General features: G+C 70.4%; 15 protein-coding genes. 9 read left to right on the top strand and 6 right to left on the bottom strand.

The window, feature by feature from the left end:
• Positions 1 to 119: 119 nt before the first annotated feature.
• Positions 120 to 1799 (top strand): AMP-binding protein, encoded by a 1680-nt coding sequence (locus tag OG622_RS11515; RefSeq protein WP_371575461.1) that lies wholly within the window; start codon positions 120 to 122, stop codon positions 1797 to 1799.
• Complete coding sequence (locus OG622_RS11510) at positions 1796 to 3385, top strand: AMP-binding protein (protein WP_371575459.1); 1590 nt, start codon at positions 1796 to 1798, stop codon at positions 3383 to 3385. The genes OG622_RS11515 and OG622_RS11510 overlap by 4 nt, the downstream gene beginning before the upstream one ends.
• A 102-nt stretch (positions 3386 to 3487) precedes the next feature.
• Here the strand turns inward: OG622_RS11510 and OG622_RS11505 are convergent, their stop codons facing one another.
• Positions 3488 to 4192 carry a hypothetical protein gene (locus OG622_RS11505; protein ID WP_371575457.1) on the bottom strand — a complete coding sequence of 235 codons (705 nt, stop codon included), beginning with the start codon at positions 4190 to 4192 and terminating at the stop codon, positions 3488 to 3490.
• Between the two features lie 262 nt (positions 4193 to 4454).
• On the opposite strand from OG622_RS11505, the gene gcl reads away from it, so the two are divergent.
• Positions 4455 to 6239, top strand: a complete 1785-nt coding sequence (gene gcl / locus OG622_RS11500) for a glyoxylate carboligase (protein WP_371575455.1) — start codon at positions 4455 to 4457, stop codon at positions 6237 to 6239.
• A 542-nt stretch (positions 6240 to 6781) separates the two neighbouring features.
• Here the strand turns inward: gcl and OG622_RS11495 are convergent.
• The 4 genes from OG622_RS11495 to OG622_RS11480 form a co-directional block, all read right to left on the bottom strand.
• Entirely contained in the window at positions 6782 to 6985 is a 204-nt protein-coding gene (locus OG622_RS11495; protein ID WP_371575454.1) for a hypothetical protein, read from the bottom strand.
• Positions 6986 to 7077: 92 nt separating this feature from the next.
• A complete protein-coding gene (locus OG622_RS11490; RefSeq protein ID WP_371575452.1) occupies positions 7078 to 7518 on the bottom strand; it encodes a catalase in 441 nt (146 codons plus the stop codon).
• Between the two features lie 37 nt (positions 7519 to 7555).
• Positions 7556 to 8446 (bottom strand): 2-hydroxy-3-oxopropionate reductase, encoded by an 891-nt coding sequence (locus OG622_RS11485; protein WP_371575450.1) that lies wholly within the window; start codon positions 8444 to 8446, stop codon positions 7556 to 7558.
• A gap of 48 nt (positions 8447 to 8494) precedes the next feature.
• Positions 8495 to 9334 carry a TIM barrel protein gene (locus tag OG622_RS11480; protein ID WP_371575448.1) on the bottom strand — a complete coding sequence of 280 codons (840 nt, stop codon included), beginning with the start codon at positions 9332 to 9334 and terminating at the stop codon, positions 8495 to 8497.
• 137 nt (positions 9335 to 9471) lie between these two features.
• On the opposite strand from OG622_RS11480, the gene OG622_RS11475 reads away from it, so the two are divergent.
• The 6 genes from OG622_RS11475 to OG622_RS11450 all read left to right on the top strand — a co-directional run bounded on the left by OG622_RS11475 (position 9472) and on the right by OG622_RS11450 (position 13608).
• On the top strand, positions 9472 to 9723 hold the full coding sequence (locus OG622_RS11475) for a hypothetical protein (RefSeq protein WP_371575446.1): 252 nt from the start codon (positions 9472 to 9474) through the stop codon (positions 9721 to 9723).
• The gene (locus OG622_RS11470) at positions 9720 to 10088 is read left to right on the top strand and encodes a helix-turn-helix domain-containing protein (RefSeq protein ID WP_371575444.1); all 369 of its coding nucleotides are present in this window, start codon (positions 9720 to 9722) and stop codon (positions 10086 to 10088) included. Before OG622_RS11475 ends, OG622_RS11470 begins: the two co-directional genes overlap by 4 nt.
• Before the next feature lie 252 nt (positions 10089 to 10340).
• Positions 10341 to 10865, top strand: coding sequence for a 2-oxo-4-hydroxy-4-carboxy-5-ureidoimidazoline decarboxylase (gene uraD, locus OG622_RS11465; RefSeq protein WP_371575443.1), 525 nt, complete (start codon positions 10341 to 10343; stop codon positions 10863 to 10865).
• Entirely contained in the window at positions 10862 to 11263 is a 402-nt protein-coding gene (gene uraH, locus OG622_RS11460) for a hydroxyisourate hydrolase (RefSeq protein ID WP_371575442.1), read from the top strand. Before uraD ends, uraH begins: the two co-directional genes overlap by 4 nt.
• 5 nt (positions 11264 to 11268) lie before the next feature.
• Complete coding sequence (pucL, locus tag OG622_RS11455; RefSeq protein WP_371575441.1) at positions 11269 to 12171, top strand: factor-independent urate hydroxylase; 903 nt, start codon at positions 11269 to 11271, stop codon at positions 12169 to 12171.
• A 57-nt stretch (positions 12172 to 12228) separates the two neighbouring features.
• Entirely contained in the window at positions 12229 to 13608 is a 1380-nt protein-coding gene (locus tag OG622_RS11450) for an 8-oxoguanine deaminase (RefSeq protein ID WP_371575439.1), read from the top strand.
• Between the two features lie 226 nt (positions 13609 to 13834).
• Here OG622_RS11450 and OG622_RS11445 read toward each other — a convergent pair whose 3' ends face one another.
• The gene (locus OG622_RS11445) at positions 13835 to 16036 is read right to left on the bottom strand and encodes an alpha-N-acetylglucosaminidase (RefSeq protein WP_371575437.1); all 2202 of its coding nucleotides are present in this window, start codon (positions 16034 to 16036) and stop codon (positions 13835 to 13837) included.
• Positions 16037 to 16042 lie beyond the last annotated feature (6 nt).

Below are 16042 nucleotides of genomic sequence, written 5' to 3'. Positions count from 1 at the left end.
AGGAATCCAATGCCACGAACTCGCCCCCCTTCCGCGCGGCGCACCCCCGTTCGGGGGTAGTGAGACGTGTACCACGCATTACACGATGTCAGGCAACGGTCCGGCAATGAGGAGGACACATGTCGGCGAGGACGAGCGCCACGGACGAGTTCCGGGAGGCCCGGGACTTCCTGTTGGCCCATCGTGAGGACTACGCCACGGCCTACAAGGGCTTCACCTGGCCGCGCCCGGAGTACTTCAACTGGGCGCTCGACTGGTTCGACATGATCGCACGTGGGAACGACCGCACCGCGCTGCACATCGTCGAGGAGGACGGCACCGAGACATCGATCTCCTTCGCCGAGATGTCCGAGCGCTCGTCCCGGGTCGCCAACTGGCTGTGGGACCGGGGCGTCCGCGCCGACGACCGCATCCTCGTCATGCTCGGCAACCAGACGGAGCTGTGGGAGACCGCCCTCGCCGCGATGAAGCTGCGCGCCGTCATCATCCCCGCGACCCCGCTGCTCGGCCCCGCCGACCTGCGCGACCGGGTCGAGCGCGGCCGGGTCAAGCATGTGATCGTACGGGCCGAGGACGCCCCCAAGTTCGCGGACGTGCCCGGCCGTTACACCCGCACGACGGTCGGCGGGACGGTGGACGGCTGGCGGCCGTACGAGGAGGCTTACGCGGCCGCCGCCCGTTTCGAGCCGAACGGTGCGACCAACGCCACCGACCCGCTGATGCTGTACTTCACCTCGGGCACGACCGCCCGGCCCAAACTGGTCGAACACACCCATGTGTCGTACCCCATCGGCCACCTGGCGACCATGTACTGGATCGGCCTGCGACCCGGCGATGTCCATCTCAACATCTCCTCGCCCGGCTGGGCCAAGCACGCCTGGTCCAACCTCTTCGCCCCGTGGAACGCGGAGGCGACCGTGTTCATCCACAACTACACCCGCTTCGACGCGAGCCGGCTGCTCTCGGAGATGGAGCGCGCGGGCGTCACCACCTTCTGCGCCCCGCCCACCGTGTGGCGCATGCTCATCCAGGCCGATCTCACGCAGCTGAGCACCCCGCCCCGTGAGGTCGTCGCGGCCGGTGAACCCCTCAACCCCGAGGTCATCGAGCAGGTGCGCCGCGCCTGGGGCGTGGACATCCGCGACGGCTTCGGCCAGACCGAGACCGCCGTCCAGGTCTCCAACAGCCCCGGCCAGCAACTGAAGACGGGCTCGATGGGCCGGCCCGGCCCCGGCTTCAAGGTCGTCCTCCTCGACCCCGTCTCGGGCGCCCCCGACGCCGTCGAGGGCGAGATCGCCCTCGACCTCTCCAACCGCCCGGTCGGCCTGATGACGGGCTACCACGGCGACCCCGACCGTACGGCGGAGGCCATGGCCGGCGGCTACTACCGCACCGGCGACATCGGCGCACGGGACGAGGACGGCTACATCACCTACGTGGGCCGCGCGGACGACGTATTCAAGGCGAGCGACTACAAGATCAGCCCGTTCGAGCTGGAGAGCGCCCTGCTGGAGCACGAGGCCGTCGCCGAGGCGGCGGTCGTGCCCGCGCCGGACGAGGTGCGGCTCGCGGTGCCGAAGGCGTACATCGTGCTGGCGGCCGGCTGGGGGCCGGGCCCGGACACCGCGAAGGTGCTCTTCGAGCACTCCCGGACCGTCCTCGCGCCCTACAAGCGTCTGCGCCGCCTGGAGTTCGGCGACCTGCCGAAGACCGTGTCGGGCAAGATCCGCCGCATCGCGCTGCGCGAGGCCACGGCCGCGGGCTCGGACGCGGAGTACCGCGAGGAGGACTTCCGATGAGCGAGCTGTCCTACACGCACGGCACCGGCGGGACCCCGCTGCTCGGCGACACCATCGGCGCCAACCTCGACCGGGCGGTCGCGGCCTGGCCGGACCGCGAGGCCCTCGTCGACGTACCGTCCGGGAGGCGCTGGACCTACACCCGGTTCGCCGCCGACGTCGACGCGTTGGCGTACGCCCTGCTCGCGAGCGGCGTGGCCAAGGGCGACCGGGTCGGTATCTGGGCGGTGAACTGCGCGGAGTGGGTCCTCGTCCAGTACGCCACCGCCCGTATCGGCGCGATCATGGTGAACATCAACCCGGCCTACCGCACCCACGAGGTCGAGTACGTCCTCAACCAGGCCGGTGTCCGCCTGCTCTTCGCCTCGCTCAGTCACCGGACGAGCGACTACCGGGCGATGGTCGAGCAGGTCCGCACCCGCTGCCCGCAGTTGAGGGAGACCGTCTACATCGGCGACCCGAGCTGGGACGCGCTGATCGCGCGCGGGACGCCGGTGCCGTACGAGGACCTGTCCTGCGACGACCCGATCAACATCCAGTACACCTCCGGCACCACGGGCTTCCCCAAGGGGGCGACGCTCTCCCACCACAACATCCTCAACAACGGTTATTTCGTGGGGGAGTTGATCGCCTACACCGAGCAGGACCGGATCTGTGTGCCCGTGCCCTTCTACCACTGCTTCGGCATGGTGATGGGCAACCTCGCGGCGACCTCGCACGGCGCCTGCGTCGTCATCCCGGCTCCGTCCTTCGACCCGAAGGCCACCCTGGAGGCAGTCCAGCGGGAGCGCTGCACCTCCCTGTACGGCGTACCGACCATGTTCATCGCGGAGTTGAACCTCCCCGACTTCGCCGCGTACGACCTCTCCACCCTGCGTACCGGCATCATGGCGGGCTCGCCGTGCCCGGTGGAGGTGATGAAGCGGGTGGTCACCGAGATGCACATGACGGAGGTCTCGATCTGTTACGGCATGACGGAGACCTCGCCCGTCTCCACCCAGACCCGGCGCGACGACGACCTGGAACACCGCACCGGCACCGTCGGCCGTGTCCTCCCACACATCGAGGTGAAGATCGTCGACCCGGTCACCGGAGTGACCCAACCACGCGGTGTGGCGGGCGAGTTGTGCACCCGTGGCTACAGCGTGATGCTCGGCTACTGGGAGGAGCCGGACAGAACCGCCGAGGCCGTCGACGCCGGGCGGTGGATGCACACCGGGGACCTGGCGACGATGCGCGAGGACGGGTACGTGGAGATCGTCGGCCGGATCAAGGACATGATCATCCGGGGTGGCGAGAACATCTACCCGCGCGAGATCGAGGAGTTCCTGTACGGCCACCCGAAGATCGCCGACGTCCAGGTGGTGGGCGTACCGCACGAGCGGTACGGCGAGGAGGTGCTCGCCTGCGTCATCCCGCGCGAGACGGCCGAACCGCTCACACTGGAGGAGCTGCGGGCCTTCTGCGACGGCCGGTTGGCGCACTACAAGATCCCGAGCGCGCTGCGCATCCTGGACTCCTTCCCGATGACGGTGTCGGGGAAGGTGCGCAAGATCGAGCTGCGGGAGCGGTACGCCGCCGGGTAGCCGTTCGCGCGACCGCCGTCGGGGTGCCCTCCGCCTCGGGGTGCCCTCCGCCTCAAGGCCATGGTCACCTCAGGGCGATGGTCACCTCAAGGTGATGGGCACTCAGGCCCCCGCACCCGTGGCGACCAGCTCGGTCGCCGCGCCGTTCACCGGCTGCGGGGTGCCCGTGAGGTCCAGGACGAAAAGGGAGACGCCCAGGCCGTCGGCGCGGTCGCGGGCGTCGTTGGCGTACCCGGCGAGGGAGAAGTAGACGCAGTCGGTGGACTCTGTCATGGCGCTCAGCCACAGGCACTCGACGTCGCGCGGCGAGGCCGGGCGGACCGACGGGTCCACCTGGGCCAGGACGCCTCGCGCGGCCAGGCCGATCCCGGTCGGCTGCCGCTGGTCGGCGCGGCGGATGTCCCGGTAGCCCAGCCAGCGCAGATAGAGGGCGACGGCGGTGACCGCGTCGCGGGCCGTGCGGATGGTGACGGGCCGGAAGGTCGCCCGGGGGTCGGCGGGCGCCACGGGTGTGTGCGGGGCGTCGCCGGGATTCGGCGACCGTAGGCCGCCGGCCACGGGTACGCGCAGCACGGTCCCGCAGGAGCAGCCCAGCTCCGGGTGGGGCCACTGGTCGGCGCGGCCGCAGCTCCCGCAGCGGACGGTGACCCAGTCCTCGTCCCAGGTGTGGTGGGTGAGGGAGGTGGGGGCGGCGCGGCGGTTCAGGGGTGGGGCGACCGGGGTGCCGCACACACAGGGGTAGGCCGGCGCGGCGTACTGATGCTCCCGCCCGCAGTCCGGGCACCGCACCGCCATGCTCTCGCTCATGTTCCCCACCCCACCACCGGGCCCCGTCGAAAACGCCCCCTCATCGTCCTCCAGCCAGGGCTGTTCCGACAGGGAAACACCCTGAGACGCCCAGGTGTTTTCCGCTGCCCACGACCTTGACGCCTCTTGCCGCTCCTCCTAATCTGATTCCAGATAGCAGAAAATAGTTTCCGCGATACGGAAATGTCACTGATGGGATGACGGAAGTGCTCGCCGCGGGGCGCGACGGGAGTGAGTCCGGCAGCTGAAGCAGGAGTACGCAATGGCCCGTATGACCGCTGCCCGAGCGGCAGTCGAGATCCTCAAGCGTGAGGGTGTCCGTGACGCGTTCGGTGTCCCCGGCGCGGCGATCAACCCCTTCTACGCGGCCCTGAAGGCCTCCGGCGGCATCCAGCACACCCTCGCCCGGCATGTCGAGGGCGCGTCGCACATGGCCGAGGGCTACACCCGCACCCACCCCGGCAACATCGGTGTCTGCGTCGGCACCTCCGGCCCCGCCGGGACCGACATGATCACCGGGCTCTACTCGGCCCTCGGTGACTCCATCCCGATCCTCTGCGTCACGGGCCAGGCACCCAGGGCCGTGATCCACAAGGAGGACTTCCAGGCGGTCGACATCGCCTCCATCGCGGGGCCGGTCACCAAGATGGCCGTGACCGTGCTGGAGGCCGCGCAGGTCCCCGGCGTCTTCCAGCAGGCCTTCCACCTGATGCGCTCCGCGCGACCCGGCCCGGTCCTCATCGACCTTCCCATCGACGTCCAGCTCACCGAGATCGAGTTCGACCCGGACACGTACGAACCGCTTCCGGTCTACAAGCCGGCCGCCGGCCGCGCCCAGATCGAGAAGGCGCTCGGGCTGCTCAACGCGTCGGAGCGACCGCTGATCGTCGCGGGCGGCGGGATCATCAACGCCGACGCCGCCGAACTCCTCGTCGAATTCGCCGAGTTGACCGGTGTCCCGGTCGTCCCCACCCTCATGGGCTGGGGCGTCCTGCCCGACGACCACGAACTGAACGCCGGCATGGTCGGCCTGCAGACCTCGCACCGCTACGGCAACGCGACCTTCCTGGAGTCCGACTTCGTCCTCGGCATCGGCAACCGCTGGGCCAACCGGCACACCGGGAAGCTGGACGTCTACACGGCCGGCCGGAAGTTCGTCCACGTCGACATCGAACCCACCCAGATCGGCAGGATCTTCGCCCCCGACTACGGCATCGCGTCCGACGCCAAGGCCGCGCTGGAACTGTTCGTGGCGGTGGCACGGGAGTCGCGGGCGGAGGGCAGGCTGCCGGACCGCTCCGCATGGGCGGCGGACGCGCAGGACCGCAAGGCCCGGCTCCAGCGCCGTACGCACTTCGACGACATCCCGATCAAGCCGCAGCGCGTCTACGAGGAGATGAACAAGGCCTTCGGCCCCGAGACCCGCTATGTCTCCACGATCGGCCTCTCCCAGATCGCCGGCGCCCAGATGCTGCACGTCCACCGCCCGCGCCACTGGATCAACTGCGGCCAGGCGGGCCCGCTCGGCTGGACGATCCCGGCCGCGCTCGGCGTGGCGAAGGCCGACCCGGAGGCGTCCGTCGTCGCTCTCTCCGGCGACTACGACTTCCAGTTCATGATCGAGGAGCTGGCGGTCGGGGCGCAGCACCGCATCCCGTACGTCCATGTCCTGGTGAACAACTCCTACCTGGGCCTCATCCGCCAGGCCCAGCGCGCCTTCGACATCGACTTCCAGGTCAACCTGGAGTTCGAGAACGTCAACTCGCCCGAGCTGGGCGTCTACGGCGTCGACCACGTCAAGGTCGCCGAGGGCCTGGGCTGCAAGGCGATCCGGGTGACCGACCCGGCCGAGCTGGGCGCCGCGTTCGAGCAGGCGAAGAAGCTCGCGGCGGAGTACCGGGTGCCGGTCGTCGTCGAGGCGATCCTGGAGCGCGTCACCAACATCTCGATGTCCACGACGAACGACATCGGCAACGTGGTGGAGTTCGAGGAGATCGCGACGGAGCCGGGCCACGCGCCCACGTCGATCAGGACGCTGCGGGTCTGAGGCGTACGGCGCCGGCGGCGGCCGACTGCCCGGAGCGGGAAGGGGAGGCCCTGCTCCAGCGCGACCTCGCATGACGCGAGCCGCTTGTCGCGCCGCCGCTCATGGCCTCCCCCGTTTTCCCGGTTCTCCCCCGATCCCCGGGCCCCCGTTTCCCCCGTGCCCCCGTGTTTCCCCCGTGGGGGCTTCCCCCGTCGAGGCCCGCCGCCCCCGTGTCGGCGGGCCTCGTGTGTCGAGAATGTGCCCTGACCCAGGGGTAGTTGAAGCCCCTACGCACTGGTTCAGAGGTTGATTTGAGGGTTCCGTAGACGGTCTACGCACACTTGCGTAGGCAGGAAGCCGTGGCGGTGGCCGCTGACCGGGTTGTCAGACCCTGATCGCGAGGTCCCTCCAGGGGCGACGTGATGCGACACGGCGCCGGAGTGGCAGCTCCAACGGAGCCCGCCGCGCGGCGGCGCAGCCGGCGGAGGCACGGGCCACGGCGGCCGGGGCGAGGGGCGAGGGCCGAGGGCCGAGGCGACCGGAGTGCGACGAGTGGTATCGGCTCACGCGGGACGCGAGGACGCGTTCCATACGGAGGCGCCCGAGGACCGGCCCGGGGCCCGGGACATCGTGACCTCCCCGGCGCCCCCCGTCCCGCTCGTCGCCGAAGCCAAGGGGTGGCTCATCGTTTCGGCGCCCGTCTCGGCGGCCTCGGCGAGGCGCACGCGCCCGTCGGCGATGCGCACCCGGCCGTCGACGGCCTGCACCCCCGTCTCGTGGACCCGAGCGTGGGTCGGACCGCGGCGGATGCGGCGGCGCCGGTTCCGCGTCCCTCACGTCGAGACGCGGGCCGGAGCCTTCACCACCGCACTGGCGCGCATGCCGCCGCGGTCCGTGTCCTGCCCGCTCGTGCCGACGGCCACCCCTCATCCGGGTCGGTCGGCGGCAGTCGCGGGCGGTGCGTCCGGTGGCTGATGGGTGTCACCAGGGACCGGACGCGGCTCGGGGTGTGTGTGAAGTCAGGAACCTGATCAGGGAAATTGATCGAGGTCTTGATGAAGGAGACCAGGGCGTCGTCCCCGGCGAGGCCGTAACTGACCTCTTCTGTGCAGAAGTTGATCGCCGGTTCGGGCGGGTCGCGCACAACGTCGGCGTCGGCCAAACCCTCACCCACCGTCGACAGGCGTACGGACATCGTGGTGCGCCCGCCGACGCCCCTCAGGAAGTCGGCGTACCCGCAACGGTGGTTCCGGCCCGCGGCGGCGCCTGGGCGCGACAGGACAGATGTCAGCGCCGCCACGGACCGGAAGTTCGGGAGGCGATCCGCCTCGGACCCCTCAGACCTGGGCGCCGGAGAGGCGTTCCACGGCTCGCAGCAGGGCCGAGTGGTCCAGGCCGCCGTCGCCCTGGGCGCGCAGCGAGGCGACCAGCTGGGCCACCACGGCGCCGACGGGCAGGGCGGCGCCCACGGTGCGGGCGGCGTCGGTGACGATGCCCATGTCCTTGTGGTGCAGGTCGATGCGGAAGCCCGGCTTGAAGTCCCGGTTCAGGAAGTTGTCCTTCTTGCGGGTCAGCACGGTCGAGCCCGCGAGGCCGCCGCCCAGCACGTCGAGCGCCGCCTTCAGGTCCACGCCCGACTTCTCCAGGAAGACCACGGCCTCGGCGCACGCCTGGATGTTCACGGCGACGATCAGCTGGTTCGCGGCCTTCACGGTCTGCCCCGAGCCGTGCGGGCCGCACAGCACGATGGTCCTGCCGAGCGCCTCGAAGACCGGCTCGGCCTCCGCGAAGTCGGCCTGCTCACCGCCGACCATGATGGACAGCACGGCCTCGATCGCGCCCGCCTCACCCCCGGACACCGGGGCGTCGAGCACCCGGATGCCCTTCTCCTTCGCGGCCTTCGCCAGGTCGACGGAGGTCTGCGGGGTGATGGACGACATGTCGATCAGCAGGGCGCCGGGCCTGGCGTTCTCCAGGATGCCGTCGGGGCCGTACGCGATCGCCTCGACCTGCGGGGAGGCGGGCACCATCGTGATGACGACGTCGGCGTCGCGCACGGCCTCGGCGATGGAGGCCGCGGCCGTACCGCCACCGGCGGTCAGCCGGTCGAGCTTGTCCTGCTCCAGGGTGTGACCCGTGACGTCGTAACCCGCCTTGATCAGGTTCTCGGACATGGGGGAGCCCATGATGCCGAGGCCTATCCACGCGACCTTGGGGAGATTGCTCATGGTGAGGGTGCCTCTCTGGCTGCTCGGCTACGTCGGTGGGGTGGAGGCTCAGCGCGTCGCGCGGGCCTCTCGGGGGAGCCACTCGAAGGCCTCGGCGCTCGGCCGGTCACCCGGCTTGTACTCCAGGCCGACCAGACCCTCGTAACCGGCCTTGCCCAGCTGGTCGAGGAGGTCCTCCAATGGGACGGTGCCGGTGCCGGGGGCGCCGCGGCCGGGGTTGTCGGCGATCTGCACATGGCCGGTCCTGCCGGCGTACTCGGCGATCACCCGCGGCAGGTCCTCGCCGTTCATGGACAGGTGGTAGAGGTCCATCAGGAAGTGCGCGTTGCCGAGGCCCGACGCCTCGTTGACCTTGTCGACGACACCGACGGCGGCCGGGGCCGACACGAGCGGGTAGAGCGGCGACTCCACCTTGTTCAGGGCCTCGATCAGCAGGATCGCGCCGATCCGGTCGGCGGCCTGAGCCGCCAGGACCAGGTTCCGCAGCGCGAGCGCGTCCTGCTCGGCCGGGTCCACACCGGCGACGCGGTTGCCGTACAGGGCGTTGAGCGCCCTGCAGCCGACGGACTCGGCGAACTCCGCGACCACGTCGATGTTGGCGCGGAACCTCTCCGACTCCTCACCCGGGATCGACAACGCGCCCCGGTCCGGGCCCGGCAGCACGCCGGAGTAGAAGTTCAGCCCGGTCAGTTGGGTGCCCGCGTCCTTCAACGCGCCACGCAGGGCGTCGAGTTCGGACCGCGCGGGGGTGGGGGAGTCGACCCAGGGCCACCACAGCTCGACCGCGGTGAAGCCCGCCACGGCGGCGGCCGCGGGGCGCTCCAGGAGCGGGAGTTCCGTGAAGAGGATCGACAGGTTGACGTTGTAGCGCTGCTCCGCGAATCCCATGGGGCCTCAGGCGCTCCCTTCCATGTTGATTTCCGTATTATGGAAGTTGATTTCTGCTTAATGGAAGATTGCCGCTGGCCGTCGGGGCTTGTCAAGAGGGCTCGGTGGAAATCGGCACCGCGCGTTAGGTTGTGCCCGTGCGATTGAGAGTGGAGTTCACGACCGAGCCCTTCGACCTGGACGAGGCACCGGCGCACGCGCTCGTGGCCCGTGAGGTCGTCGAGGCGGCCGAGCTGGACGCGGTGGACGTCGGCCCGTTCGGCAACACGGCGGAGGGTGACGCCGCCGCCGTGCTGACCGCCGTGGACGCCCTGCTGCGCCGGACCCTGGAGTCCGGCGCCACCCGGATCTCGCTCCAGGTCAATGTGATCGGGGAGGGCGGCGCGTGACCGGCGCCGGCGACGAGCCCTTCGTCGCGGCCGTGAAGCCACTGGTCGACGCCATGGGCGGGGTCATGCTGCCGCCGGACGAGGCCGGCCCCGACGATGTCGTCCTCTCCTGGGAGGGCGCCGACGTCGTCGCCGTGCGCCTGCCGCAGCTCGCCGAGTCGCTGGACCACATCCTGGCCGCGATGGAACGCCGGAAGGGCAGGCCGCTGGCGGACCTCGACCGCAAGGCCAAGCAGGAGGTCGTACGGATACTGGAGGCGCGCGGCGCCTTCTCCGTGCGCCATGGTGTGGAGACCGTCGCGAGCGCGCTCGGCGTCAGCCGTTTCACCGTCTACAACTACCTCAACCGCGAGAAGGGGGCTTGAGGGGGTGTTTGGGCCTGACGGGGGCGCTCGGTCCCGAGAGGGTGCTCGGTCCTGAGGGGGCACTCGGTCCCGAGGGGGTGCTTGGTCCTGAGGCGGGTGCTCGGTCCTGAGGGGCGCTGGGTTCCGCCGCGGCCGGAGACCTCTTCGGCCACCTCGCCGTAACCGCGATTTTTCAACAAACTGTTGACGTGATGTCGTCGCAGGGCGTTAGCTTGCCGAAGCCAGTCCAGCACCACGGCCACGGAGGCTCCCGTGACTTCGCGTTCTTCGACACCGGGCCTCGCCCGCTTCAACTCCCTGGAGGAGCACGCGGCCGCCGCGGCGCTCCACGAGGCGTGCGCCTCGGCCGAATGGGGGCACAGGCTCATCGCCGGCCGCCCGTACGACACCGTCGAGGAGCTCTTCGCCGCCAGTGACGCCGCCATGGCCGAGCTGACCGAAGGGGACCTGACGGAGGCCATGGCCGGACACCCGCCGATCGGCCGCCCGAAGCCGGGCGACCCGACCTCGGCCCGTGAGCAGCGCGGGATGGCCGGCACCTCCGACCAGCTCAAGGCGGAGATGCTCGAACTGAATCTGGCCTACCAGGAGAAGTTCGGCCATGTCTTCCTGATCTGCGCCACCGGCCGGACCGGCGAGCAGATGCGCGACGCGGTCAGGGAGCGGATCGGCAACGCGCCGGAGCGGGAACGCGAGATCGTCCGCACCGAACTGGGCAAGATCAACCGCATCCGCCTGGCCCGGCTCGTCGAAGTGGAAGAGGAAGCCCGATCATGAGCACCGCCACGACTGCCTCCGTGTCCACACACATCCTGGACACCTCCGTCGGCCGCCCCGCCGAGGGCGTCGCCGTCCACCTCGCCGCCCGCTCGGGTCGCGCCGCGGACTGGCAGGCGCTCGGCGGCTCGGCGACCGACACCGACGGCCGGTGCAAGGACCTCCCGGCGCTGCCGGAGGGCACGACCCACGTACGGCTCGACTTCGAGGTCGAGCCGTACCTCGCACAGACCGTGAACAAGCAAGCCGATGCGCAGCAGGACGCCCCCGCGAATCGGGACAGCGGTGCCGTGTTCTTCCCGGAAGTGGCGATCACCTTCGCCGTGAACCCCGGCGAGCACTACCACGTACCGCTGCTGCTCAACCCGTTCGGCTACTCCGTATACCGAGGGAGCTAGCACCCATGCCCATCCTGGGACCGAACCAGTACGGCAAAGCCGAGAACCGGGTCGTCAAGATCACGCGGGACGGCGCCACCCACCACATCAAGGACCTGAACGTGTCCGTGTCGCTCTCCGGCGACATGGCCGAGGTCCACCTGTCGGGCTCGAACGCGAACGTCCTGCCGACGGACACCACCAAGAACACGGTGTACGCGTTCGCCAAGGAGCACGGCATCGAGTCCGCCGAGCAGTTCGGCATCCACCTGGCCCGGCACTTCGTGACCTCGCAGCCGGCCATCCACCGGGCCCGTATCCGCATCGAGGAGTACTCCTGGGAGCGCATCGAGCACGGCAACGAGGGCGCGCACTCCTTCGTCCGCAAGGGCCAGGAGACCCGGCTGACCCAGGTCACGTACGACGGCTCGTCGTGGGAGGTCGTCTCCGGGCTCAAGGACCTCACGGTCATGAACTCGACCGACTCCGAGTTCTGGGGCTACGTCAAGGACAAGTACACGACCCTCCCGGAGGCGCACGACCGCGTCCTCGCCACCGAGGTCTCCGCCCGCTGGCGCTTCAACTGGACCGACGACGAGCGGGACATGCCCGACTGGGAGGCGTCCTACGGGCAGGTGAAGCAGCACATGCTCCAGGCTTTCGCGGAGACGTACTCGCTCTCGCTCCAGCAGACCCTGTACCAGATGGGCGCGCGCATCATCGACAACCGCGACGAGATCGACGAGGTCCGTTTCTCCCTCCCGAACAAGCACCACTTCCTGGTCGACCTGACTCCGTTCGGCCTCGAGAACGACACCGCCGACGGAGCTGTGTACTTCGCCGCCGACCGGCCCTACGGCCTCATCGAGGCCACCGTCCTGCGGGACGGGTGCGAAGCGAAGATCCCGGCGGACCTCACCAACCTCTGAAGCGACCTCTGAAACGACGTCTGAAGTGACCTCCGAAGTGACCCCGAAGGACGAACCATGGCAGCAACCCAGCGCATCGTCATCGAGAACGCGGCGATCGCGACCGTGGACGCGAAGGACACCGAGTACGCGTCCGGTTATGTGGTCGTGGCGGACAACGTCATCGAGTCGGTGGGCGAGGGCCGGGCCCCCGAGGGCCTGACGGACGTCGTACGCCGGATCGACGCGAGCGGGCACCTCGTGACCCCCGGTCTGGTCAACACGCACCACCACTTCTACCAGTGGATCACCCGGGGCCTGGCCACGGACCACAACCTCTTCGACTGGCTCGTCGCGCTCTACCCGACCTGGGCGCGCATCGACGAGAGCATGACGTACGCGGCGGCCCAGGGTTCGCTCGCCATGATGGCCCGCGGCGGTGTGACGACCGCGATGGACCACCACTACGTCTTCCCGAAGGGCTCCGGCGATCTGTCGGGCTCCATCATCCGGGCGGCGCGCGAGACGGGCGTCCGCTTCACGCTCGCCCGTGGCTCCATGGACCGCAGCGAGAAGGACGGCGGCCTGCCCCCGGACTTCGCCGTCGAGACGCTGGAGGGCGCGCTCGCCGCCACCGAGGCGACGGTCGCGCAGTATCACGACTCCTCCTTCGGCGCGATGACCCAGATCGCCGTCGCCCCCTGCTCGCCCTTCTCGGTCTCCACCGAACTGCTGCGTGAGGGCGCCGAGTTGGCGCGACGCCTCGGCGTACGGCTGCACACCCACGGCTCGGAGACCGTCGAGGAGGAGAAGTTCTGCCACGAACTGTTCGGCATGGGCCCGACCGACTACTTCGAGTCGACGGGCTGGCTCGGCGAGGACGTGTGGATGGCTCACTGCGTCCACATGAACGACTCCGACATCGACGCCTTCGCCCGTACGAGGACGGGGGTCGCCCACTGCCCGTCGTCCAACGCCCGGCTGGCCGCGGGGATCGCCCGCGTCCCGGACATGCTGGCGGCCGGCGTCCCGGTCGGCCTCGGCGTCGACGGCACCGCGTCCAACGAGTCCGGCGAACTCCACACCGAGCTGCGCAACGCTCTCCTCGTCAACCGGCTCGGCGCCCACCGCGAAGCGGCCCTCAACGCCCGCCAGGCACTGCGCCTCGGCACCTACGGTGGCGCCCAGGTCCTGGGCCGGGCGGCCGAGATCGGCTCGCTGGAGCGGGGCAAGCTCGCCGACCTCGTCCTCTGGAAGCTGGACACCCTCGCCCACGCGTCGATCGCCGACCCGGTGACCGCCCTGGTCCTCGGCGCTGCGGCCCCGGTGACGGCTTCGTTCGTGAACGGCCGGCAGATCGTGGAGAACGGCCGCCTGCTGCACGTCGACGAGGACGCGATCGCCCGCTCGACGAGGGCAGAGGCCCAGCGGCTGGCACGGATCGCCGCCGAGGCGTGACCCGCTGAACTCTGGTCGAGGGGGACGGCCCTCGACCAGAGCCGTGGACCCGAGCGGTCCAACGGCGGCCGTCTCCGGGGCGCGCACGACTGTGTGCGCCCCGGAACGGTCCGGCAGTCCGACGGCGGCACGTGTGGACCCAAATGAGCGCGCTGACAAGGTAGTTGAGGGTCACGCGGTCGACTGGGAAGGTCGTGGGGGTGCCGTGGCAGTGGGCTGTGATCCCTCAGGAGAGCGCTGTGAGCCGGTCCCGGACCTGTGTGGCGACCGTGTATGTGTCCCCGGTCGGCTCTGTCGCGAGCGGCCCCGGGTTCCGCGCCCAGCGGTCCTCCAGGGCGAACCAGTCGATCTTCTTCGGCGCCCGGCCCGCCGCCAGCGCGGCCCGCAGCTCCTCGAAGTACGTCGACCAGCGCAGCCGGTACAGCCCGCCGACCAGCCCCGCCCACTCCCGGTTGGCGTAGTCCCGCAGCCCGGCGTCCGCACCCTCCCGCGTCCCCCACACGGTCAGCAGCGACAGGTTGTCGTACGCCAACTCCTCCCGCTCGGCGGCAGTCGCACCCCAGGAACGGGCGTCGGCGACCCAACGCCCCAGCAGATGGCGGGAGTCGGTGGCCACCAGCTCGTCCAACAGGTCCATGAGGGAGAGCCAGTCACGGCTCGACCTGTCGAAGCGGGCCTTGTCGCCGGCGTCGTACGCGGCCTTGATCTGCGGCAGCATGACCCGGCTGCGGTTGGAGAGGGCCTGGCGGGCCACGTCGAGGAGGTCGCGACGGTACGCCGACGAGACCCGCAACTCGGCTCTCACCTTGAGCAGTTCGCCGAGTGAGGGCTCGAAGTCGGCCGCGCTGTAGCGGAGTTGCTTGGGTGACCAGCGGCCGGCCCGTACGACGTTCAGAGCCGGACGGGCGCCGAACAGGCCGTCGGCGCCCTCGCTCCACGAGTCGGCGCGGGTGGTGCCGTACGCGGTGCGGCGCAGGATGTCCCAGGCGGCCTCGGCATGCGGATCACGGGCCCCGTACCGGGCGTGCGCCCACTCGGCGAACCAGGACTTGAGGTTCAACTCGCCCTCTCGCCAGGCGAGTTCGGAGAAGAGGGCGAAGGCGGCAGGGTTGTTGTCCGCCGCCTCCGGCATCAGGGCGATCCCGTGCAGCCTGCTGCCGTCCTTGGTGCGCCACTTCTCGTACAGCGCGGCCCAGTCGGGGGTGTTCGCGCCGAGCGCGGTGTGGCCGCCGAAGTTCCAGATCGACCCGAAGGCGTACGGGGTGTCGCCCCAGTCGGCCTCACGGTCGGTGACCGTGGGGAACCGGTCGGAGAGGCCGTCGACGACGAGCATGTGCTGCTTGTCGACGGCGTCGACGATCGCGCGCGGCGGGTTGTGCTGCCAGCCGAGAATCACCCAGGTGGCCCCCGGGCGGGACCGCTGGAGCGCCCGCTCGACGCCCTTCGCCGCGTCTGCGACGGGCACGTCACCCGGGTCGCCGCCCTCGTGCAGCAGGTCCATCTTGTACAGGGTCGACGGGCCGAACATCTCGTCCTGCACCCGGTAGAAGGCGGCGGCCACCCGTGCGAACTCGTCCGTGCGCGGGTCCAGCCAGTCGGGGCGCGCGAAGCCCATCCACTCGCCCTGCGGGACGGTCCGCGCACCCGGCACGCGCTCCGCGAAACCGGCCGGGACGGTCCCGAAGTAGCCGGGGAGCACCGGTGTCATCCCCAGTTCACGCGCCCGGTCGGCGATCCGACGGCCGAGGACGGCCCGCGCGTCCAGGAGCCGGGCGGAGAGCGGGGAGGGGAAGGCGGACAGGTTCTGCAGCAGCCACCACGGCTGGTGGGCCGGGCCCGGCACCCACTCCCGCAGCTCCTCCTCCCCGTACCCGAACTCCTGGAACACCCGGTGGTACAGCGCGTCCGCGCCCGTGTAGACGAGGACCTCGTTGTAGCCGTGCAGCGCCAGCACGTCCAGCTCGCGCTCCCAGTACGCCCAGTCGAGGTACGCGCCCGTGTAGCCGTCGTTGGTGTCGTTAAGGGCGAAACGGTGGGTGACGTTCGCGCGGCGGCTGACCTCCGCGCTGAGGCCGGGCAGGTCGCGGGGCAGGAGGTTCGTCTGTTCGCCCGCCCAGTTGATCTCGGCGTACGCGATATGCCGCAAGTACCAGTTCAGTCCGGTGAGTTGGGTGGCCGGCGTGTCACCTGCGACGGTGATGCGCCCCGTGCTCCCCGACACCCGGAACGTGTCCCGTTCCAGCCCTTCCGTGAACGTGATCTGCCGCCAGTGGTCCGGCAGCAGCCGCCGGGCCGCCGGCGAAGCCGTACGCGGCGCCCTGTCGGTGCGGGGCGCGTCGTCCGAGGGGATCGCGCGGGCCGAGGTGCAGGCGGCGACCATGGGACCGGCGGCGAGGGCGGCGAGCAGGGCACGTCGGGCGAGCGGCATGGTGTC

This window comes from Streptomyces sp. NBC_01314 (assembly GCF_041435215.1).
In the GTDB taxonomy this organism is placed as follows: domain Bacteria; phylum Actinomycetota; class Actinomycetes; order Streptomycetales; family Streptomycetaceae; genus Streptomyces.
The sequence above is the reverse complement of the archived record's forward strand: the minus strand, read 5'-3'. Positions and strand labels throughout refer to the sequence as shown.